Below are 6,980 nucleotides of genomic sequence, written 5' to 3' on the forward strand. Positions count from 1 at the left end.
CGGAACCGACTATAAAAGCTAGTCTATGGCAGGCAGTACCAGCACCGGTATGAGGCTTCGCTCGATGAACTGGCCCGTGACGCTGTGGTGGAACAGGCTGCCCAGCAGGCTGTGGCGGCGGGCTATTACTATCAGCAGGTCGGCCTGTTGCCGGGCCGCTTCAGCCAGCACACCATCTACTGCCGACAGATCGGCCACCTCGGAAACTTGGTCAAAGGCTGCTTCATCGGCTAAATTGTTGGCGGCTAGTGTTTCCAGAATGGTATCGGCTCCCAGGCGCGGGTGGCTGCTGTCGGCTACCCGCACTACGTTTAGCGTGCCGCCGCCCGATACGCTTAGCAGCTGCCGGATAATGTCCTGGTACTGGTGCAGTTCGAACGGCTGCCCGTCGACGGCCAGCAAGAGGCGGCGGGGCGGTACGGCCTGCTGGCCGATTGCCGGCACCAGCAGCAGCGGGTAAGGAACGGTGCTAAGCAGTGTTTTGGCCGTGTCAATCATCACTTCCAGGGGTGTGCTGGCTCCACCGGGCGGGCCCAGTACCAGCAACAGGGGTGCGTGGTGGAGCAGGGCGGCGCGCACAGCCTCGGGCAACTCCCGCTCCGATATTTCCACCTGAGTGGATACGGGCTGCGTTGCGGCCAGCTGTTGCAGCGCCTGCTCGGTGGCCAGGGCATCGACGGGCACGTAGGCCGGGTCGTCGATTGGGGCTAGTAGGGCATCGTAGCGGGCGTGTAGCAGCACGAGCTCTGCCTGCAGGGGCAGGGCCAGCCCCGCCGCGTACGCCAGCGCACTATTGGTAACGGCATAAAAATCGGTCAGTACTACTAAAGGGGAGGCCATTGCGGGAGATTATAAGGCGGAGAAAGAGCGTAGAAAGGGTTGCCAGCTTGTCAGACAGATTGGGCTCAGCAAGCGACTGGCAGCGAGCTTCCGAAAAAGGAAAATGCGTAGGAGCGCGGAACGCATCGGGGGAAGAAAAGCCAGGAAAACAGCGCTGCAACGGCGGCCAGCTAACTAGGCGGTAACCGCACAGAAACGGGGGAAAGACGTCAGGGAGTAGGGAGTATGCCAAGCGGATAGTCACGCTGGCCTGATATGCTGAAGATACGATATTAACTGAACAAGCGTCGGGGGGACAGCCCGCACGCGGACCTATGCTAATGGATTAAGCTTAAACCAGAAAGAGTGCCGACCAACCGGCCGGCACTCTTTCAAAAATTCGGGTAAACCCAAAGCAAAACGAAGGTTCTAGTGCTCTTGGTACCTTATGTGACCTAGAATCGGCTCAGGTAATCCTTCGTTTTAGTCTTGCTCTTCTTTTTCTTCTTGCCCGAAGAAAGCCACACTACGAGGCCTGCCGTAACGGCGCCAATGGTGGCCATTTTAGTGATGAAAGCCGTGCGGTTGTGCTTCCACTCCATATCGTAGCCTTTCTCGGCCCAGATGTTGGGCAGCTTGCCCTTCGAAAGGTCGGACACTACTCCTTCCAGCATGTCCACGCGGTCGGCTAGAACAAGTGGCAGCCAGCGCTTATACTGGTTCTCAGGGTATTTATAGGCTTGGCGGCGAATAACACCGCTCAGGCCGGCGGGCGGCTCCGGCGTACCGAATACAGCCGATATTTTGGGCCGGTCTACCGACTTCAGTACCTCCTCATCGACGGATTGCAGGTTGTCGGGGCGGCTTTTGCTGTCGGGGTCCTCCTCCGCGTTCATGCGCTTGCGCATGGGGTAGGTGGGGTCATTTTTGGGGTCGGCATCAATGCCCCAGCCCTTAATGGTTTTAGGGTCGATGGGGGTATTTATAGCGTTATCTTTCATGGGGAGGGGCGGTAACTAGTTGGCGGTTGGGGGAATGAGCACGGTCTTGATGCAGTTGTCCAGCTTGTTGGAGAACATGCGGTAGCCGTTGGCCACTTCTTCCAGCGGCATACGGTGCGTAATCAGCCCTTTAGGGTCCAGTACACCGTTTTGCACGTGCTCAATCAGGCGCGGCAGCAGGCGCTTCACCGAGGTCTGGTTGCCCCGGATGGTCAGGCCCTTGTTCATGGCGTTGCCGATAGGAATCAGGTTATCGGTCGGGCCGTACACGCCCACAATCGACACCACGCCGCCCTTCTTAACGGCATTAATGGCCCAGTGCAGCGCTGTGGCCGAACCGGCCTGCAACAGCAGCTTGCGGCCGGTAATGGTTTGGAGCGTGTTGCCCTCAGCTTCAGCGCCCACGGCGTCGATTACGCAGTCGGCCCCCATCCAATCGGTGATTTTCTTGATGAACATCACCGGGTCGCCGATTTCCTCGAAGTTGTAGGCCTCGCAGTACGCGTAGTTGCGGGCGAAGTCGAGGCGGTACTCCTGCTTATCAATAATGATAACCCGGCCCGCGCCGAACAGCCAGGCGCAACGGGCAGCGGTAATACCAATCGGTCCGGCACCGAACACCACCACCGTATCGCCCTCCTGGATACCGGCCATTTCAGCGCCCTGGTAACCGGTCGGAATCACGTCGGTGAGCATCACGGCGTCGTCCAGGTCCATGTCGGCCGGAATGATAACCGGGCCCACGTTGGCGTAGGGCACGCGGGCGTACTCGGCCTGGCCGCCATTAAAGCCACCAGCGGTGTGCGAGTAGCCGTAAATGCCGCCAATTGCTCCCGATTCGGTGTTGGATTCTTGACAGTTACCGAACATTTCCTGCTTGCAGAAGTGGCACTCGCCGCAGGCAATGTTGAAGGGCACAATCACCCGGTCGCCCACTTTTACTTTGGTGACATCGGAACCAATATCCACGATTTCACCCACGAACTCGTGGCCGAAAGTCGAGCCCACGCGGGTATCAGGAATGTTGCCGTTGTACAGGTGCAGGTCGGAGCCGCAGATGCAGGCGCGTAGCACCTTCACGATGGCATCTTGGGGGTGTTGTATTTCCGGCATGGGTTTCTGCACGGCGCGGACCCGCTTGGGGCCCCGGTATTCCATTGCTAACATAAAAATTCTGGAAAGGGTACGGAAAGAAAGGAACTGGGTAATTACTGGAGCACGAACGGCGAAACAGCTGCCGCTCCGGTCCCCAGTAATTATCCATTTACTTACCCCGGGCCCTGCCAGAAGGTTGTTACGGTAGCGCTTGAAGGTGGCGTCAGGACAAAAAAACGACAAGCCCCCAAACGAAGCGGAGCCGAATCGGCCCTACTGAGTAGTAGACGATTCGGCTCCGCTGTGCCAGGCCTATATGGTTCGTTGGCTTCGTTGGGCTGGTCGGCGTTGGAGGCTTTAGAAAGCAGGCGTAACGGCTGGCAGTACCTTGCCCGTTACCTCGCCAAAGCCAATTCGCACGCCGTCTTTCTCCGCGAAGCCGCGCATTGTCACCCGGTCGCCGTCCTGCAGAAACTTGCGCTCCGTGCCGTCGGCCAGCGGTACGGGGCGGGTGCCTTTCCAGGATAGCTCCAGCATTGAGCCCAGCGAGTCGGGCGTGGTGCCCGAGATGGTGCCCGAGGCGTACAGGTCGCCGACCTGCTGGTTGCAGCCGTTGGAGGCGTGGTGGGCCAGCTGCTGGGCCATACTCCAGTACATGAGGCCGAAATTGGCGTACGAAACGGCCGTTTCGGGGCCGCCTTCGGGCTGAATGGTAACCTCCAGATTAACGTCGAAGTTGTGCTCACCGGTCTGGCGCAGGTAGAGCAGCGGCTCGGGCTCCTGCACCGGTCCGGCTATGCGGAAGGGCTCCAGCGCGTCGAGCGTCACCACCCAGGGTGCCACGCTGCTGCCGAAGCTCTTGCCCAGAAACGGGCCCAGCGGCACGTACTCCCAGCTCTGAATGTCGCGGGCGCTCCAGTCATTAAACAGCATCAGCCCGAAAATATAGTCCTCGGCGTTTTGCACCGGTAGCGTGTCGCCGAGTTGGGTGGGGCGGCCCACCACGAAGGCCATTTCCAGCTCAAAATCGAGCTGCTGGCAGGGGCCGAAGGTGGGCGCGGCCGCGTCGGGGGCCTTGCGCTGGCCGTTGGGCCGCCGGATATCGGTGCCGCTGACCACGATGGAGCTGGCCCGGCCGTGGTAGCCGATGGGAATGTGGCGCCAGTTGGGCAGCAGGGCGTTGTTGGGGTCGCGGAACATGGTGCCCACGTTGGTGGCGTGCTCGATGCTGGAGTAAAAATCGGTGTAGTTCTGCGGCTTCACGGGGCGCAGCATCTGCACGGCATCCTGGCGCAGCAGGCACTCGCGCATGGCTTCGGGCTGGTCGCGCAGGGTGGGGTTGTCGTGGCGCAGCAGCTCGCTTAGGCGCTGGCGCACGGCCCGCCACGCCGGCCGGCCCAGGGCAATAAACTGGTTGAGGCTGCGGCGCCGAAACACCTTGGGCATTTTCTTGCCCAGCTCCAAATCCTCAAAATAGCCGAACTGGGCCACGGCGTACAGATCGAGCACATACTCGCCGATGGCCACGCCCAGCCGCGGGCCCCGCTCCTCGGTTTCAAATACGCCAAATGGCAGGTTTTGAATTGGAAAGTCGCTGCCGGGGGCAATGTCAATCCAGGAGCGTAGCGTAGGGTCGTTGGCGTTGGCCATAGTAGCGAGTTGGTTGGGGTGGGTGAATAAGGTAGTGGATAAGGCAAAGGTAGAAGGGTAGGGGGAATGGGCCGGAAATGAGTGTACCGCAGCTACTAAACGACAGGGTGTGTCTTACCAAATAGGCATGAAGCTGCACATAAGGAAGGCAGGATTTCTACATGACGGGCTGGTTGATTTCGGTCACTTCCTAAGCAGGTTCGTTACTTGCAGCAGTACGCTGACTGGTGAGGCAGTGTGCTTGCCTTATCATCTGCAAAACCAACGCATGCCAGCAGCGCACCTAGTTCGGATAATTGAGTCGAAAGTGTGCATTGCGGCCCCGGCGGCCGTTGTTTGGGAGCATATCACCAACGTGCAACTAGAGCAGTTTGCCGACCCGCTGCTATTTCGGCTTCTGGATGTGCCTAAACCACTGCGGGCTACACTGCTCACGGAGGGTGCGGGCGGGAGCCGCACGGCATATTTTGCCAATGGTAAGAAGTTCGAGCAGCAGATTCTGCGCTGGGAGCCCAACAAGTTCTATTCATTCCGCTTCAACCCCGAGCCTGGCTTTCGGGTGGGTTATGTGTTCGAGCTGTCGGCGGGCATATTTCGGATGCTGGCCGGGGCCTACGAACTGCGCGAAGAAGCGGGCGACACCGTGCTGACGCTGCGCACCGAGTATAGCGTGCAACGTAGTCTGCGGTGGCTACTGCTGGCCCCGATTACGGCCGTATTACACTTGTTCCAACGTTATTTGCTGCGCTCTATTAAACGAAACGCCGAACATGAGGCAGTATAAATTCACGGAATCTATCCAGATTGCCCGGCCTCAGCAGGAGGTGTTCGACTACACCCAGGACTACGGCCAACGGCTTAATTGGGACACGTTTCTGCGCGAAGCCGTGCTGCTCGACGGGGCTACAGCGGCCGGGCTGGGGGTGAAGTCGTGGTGCGTGTCGAAGCACGGTATCGGTATGGAAACGGAGTACGTGTCGTTCAATTCGCCTCGCGTGGCGGCCGTGAAGCTGACGCGGCCGGCCGGCCTGTTTCAGGCTTTTGCGGGCTCCTGGCGCTTCGAGGCCCTGGGCCCCAACCTTACCAAAGCCACGTTCACTTACTCCTTCGCCCTGCGTGGTCCTCTGCGGCTGTTCTCCTCTTTGGCCAGCTACGTGTTGCAGCTAAACGTACGTGGAAGGCTGCGCGACCTGAAACAGAGGCTGGAACAGTCCGTCTGAGTCTGTTAGCCGAAAAGCCCATTTAACACCAATCTATGCACTTCCTGCCCAACCCCGCCCGCTACGACGCTATGCCCTACCGCCGCTGCGGCCGTAGCGGCCTGAAACTGCCAGCCGTTTCGCTCGGCCTCTGGCACAATTTCGGCGACGTGGACGTGCTCAGTAACTTCCGCGCCATCCTGCACCGGGCCTTCGATTCGGGCATTACCCACTTCGACCTGGCCAACAACTACGGCCCGCCAGCCGGCTCAGCCGAAACCAATTTCGGCCGCATTCTCAAGGAGGATTTCCGGGGCTACCGCGACGAGCTGGTGATTTCGACCAAGGCGGGCTACGATATGTGGCCCGGCCCCTACGGCGAGTGGGGCTCGCGCAAATACCTGCTTTCCAGCCTCGACCAAAGCTTGAAACGGATGCGCCTGGAGTACGTCGATATCTTCTACTCGCACCGGTTTGACCCCGATACGCCGCTGGAAGAAACGATGGGCGCGCTGGCCCAGGCCGTGCGCCAGGGCAAGGCGCTGTACGTGGGCATCAGCAACTACGAGCCTGCCGAAGCCGCCGAGGCCATTCGGTTGCTGCGCGAGCTGGGCACGCCCTGCCTCATTCATCAGCCCAAATACTCGCTATTCGAGCGCAGCCCCGAAAACGGCCTGCTCGATTTGCTGGCCCGCGAAGGCGTGGGCAGCATTGCGTACTCGCCACTGGCTCAGGGCCTGCTCACGGGCAAGTACCTGCACGGCATCCCCGACGATTCGCGGGTAGCTAAGGGAGTAGGCTTTCTTACCGAAGACAACCTCACTGACGAGCGCCTGCGCCAGATTAAAGCCTTAAACGAGCTGGCCCAATCCCGCAGCCAGAGTCTGGCCCAAATGGCCCTGGCCTGGGTGCTGCGCGATGAACGGGTAACGTCAGTGCTCATCGGCGCCAGCCGCCCCGCGCAACTCGACGATTCGTTGCGCTGCTTGGAGCAGCTGGCGTTCAGTGCAGAGGAGCTGGCGCGGATTGAGGGGATAGTGGGGGAGTAGACCTTCTGGCTGAGGTTTGCGGATTGTTGGGTCAGCTACAGTTCGACCTGGATTGCGCAGAACCACGTAGGGGCGGGGCTTGCCCCCGCCCGCCGTTGAACGGGAGCCGCCCGGTTCGTTGGGTATATATCGTTTCGGCGGCAGATGAGGACAAGCCCCGCCCCTAC

At 60.1% G+C, this 6,980-nt stretch carries 7 protein-coding genes; 3 read left to right on the top strand and 4 right to left on the bottom strand.

Annotated elements, in window-relative coordinates:
• Positions 1-18: 18 nt before the first annotated feature.
• From HW556_RS12685 to fahA, 4 genes are all read right to left on the bottom strand, one after another.
• Positions 19-840 carry a universal stress protein gene (locus tag HW556_RS12685; protein ID WP_176900422.1) on the bottom strand — a complete coding sequence of 274 codons (822 nt, stop codon included), beginning with the start codon at positions 838-840 and terminating at the stop codon, positions 19-21.
• Between the two features lie 434 nt (positions 841-1,274).
• Positions 1,275-1,820, bottom strand: a complete 546-nt coding sequence (locus HW556_RS12690) for a hypothetical protein (protein WP_176900424.1) — start codon at positions 1,818-1,820, stop codon at positions 1,275-1,277.
• 15 nt (positions 1,821-1,835) lie between these two features.
• The gene (locus tag HW556_RS12695; RefSeq protein WP_176900426.1) at positions 1,836-2,987 is read right to left on the bottom strand and encodes a zinc-dependent alcohol dehydrogenase; all 1,152 of its coding nucleotides are present in this window, start codon (positions 2,985-2,987) and stop codon (positions 1,836-1,838) included.
• A 285-nt stretch (positions 2,988-3,272) separates the two neighbouring features.
• Positions 3,273-4,565: a fumarylacetoacetase gene (gene fahA, locus HW556_RS12700; RefSeq protein WP_176900428.1), complete on the bottom strand. Its 1,293-nt coding sequence runs from the start codon at positions 4,563-4,565 to the stop codon at positions 3,273-3,275.
• Positions 4,566-4,833: 268 nt separating this feature from the next.
• Between fahA and HW556_RS12705 the strand changes: the two genes are divergently transcribed.
• From HW556_RS12705 to mgrA, 3 genes are read left to right on the top strand one after another with little or no spacing between them, the layout of a single operon-like run.
• A complete protein-coding gene (locus tag HW556_RS12705) occupies positions 4,834-5,349 on the top strand; it encodes an SRPBCC family protein (RefSeq protein WP_176900430.1) in 516 nt (171 codons plus the stop codon).
• On the top strand, positions 5,336-5,785 hold the full coding sequence (locus HW556_RS12710; RefSeq protein ID WP_176900432.1) for a type II toxin-antitoxin system RatA family toxin: 450 nt from the start codon (positions 5,336-5,338) through the stop codon (positions 5,783-5,785). Before HW556_RS12705 ends, HW556_RS12710 begins: the two co-directional genes overlap by 14 nt.
• A 35-nt stretch (positions 5,786-5,820) precedes the next feature.
• Positions 5,821-6,813 (top strand): L-glyceraldehyde 3-phosphate reductase, encoded by a 993-nt coding sequence (gene mgrA, locus HW556_RS12715; protein WP_176900434.1) that lies wholly within the window; start codon positions 5,821-5,823, stop codon positions 6,811-6,813.
• The last annotated feature ends 167 nt before the right edge of the window (positions 6,814-6,980 follow it).

It is taken from the genome of Hymenobacter terrestris (genome assembly GCF_013377905.1).
GTDB lineage: Bacteria > Bacteroidota > Bacteroidia > Cytophagales > Hymenobacteraceae > Hymenobacter > Hymenobacter terrestris.

What these genes read in the sequence shown, in the direction of transcription:
- HW556_RS12695 (WP_176900426.1), bottom strand. Translation starts at nt 2,987, where the DNA reads ATGTTAGCAATGGAATACCGGGGCCCCAAGCGGGTCCGCGCCGTGCAG.
- HW556_RS12685 (WP_176900422.1), bottom strand. Translation starts at nt 840, where the DNA reads ATGGCCTCCCCTTTAGTAGTACTGACCGATTTTTATGCCGTTACCAAT.
- HW556_RS12705 (WP_176900430.1), top strand. Translation starts at nt 4,834, where the DNA reads ATGCCAGCAGCGCACCTAGTTCGGATAATTGAGTCGAAAGTGTGCATT.
- HW556_RS12690 (WP_176900424.1), bottom strand. Translation starts at nt 1,820, where the DNA reads ATGAAAGATAACGCTATAAATACCCCCATCGACCCTAAAACCATTAAG.
- fahA (WP_176900428.1), bottom strand. Translation starts at nt 4,565, where the DNA reads ATGGCCAACGCCAACGACCCTACGCTACGCTCCTGGATTGACATTGCC.
- mgrA (WP_176900434.1), top strand. Translation starts at nt 5,821, where the DNA reads ATGCACTTCCTGCCCAACCCCGCCCGCTACGACGCTATGCCCTACCGC.
- HW556_RS12710 (WP_176900432.1), top strand. Translation starts at nt 5,336, where the DNA reads ATGAGGCAGTATAAATTCACGGAATCTATCCAGATTGCCCGGCCTCAG.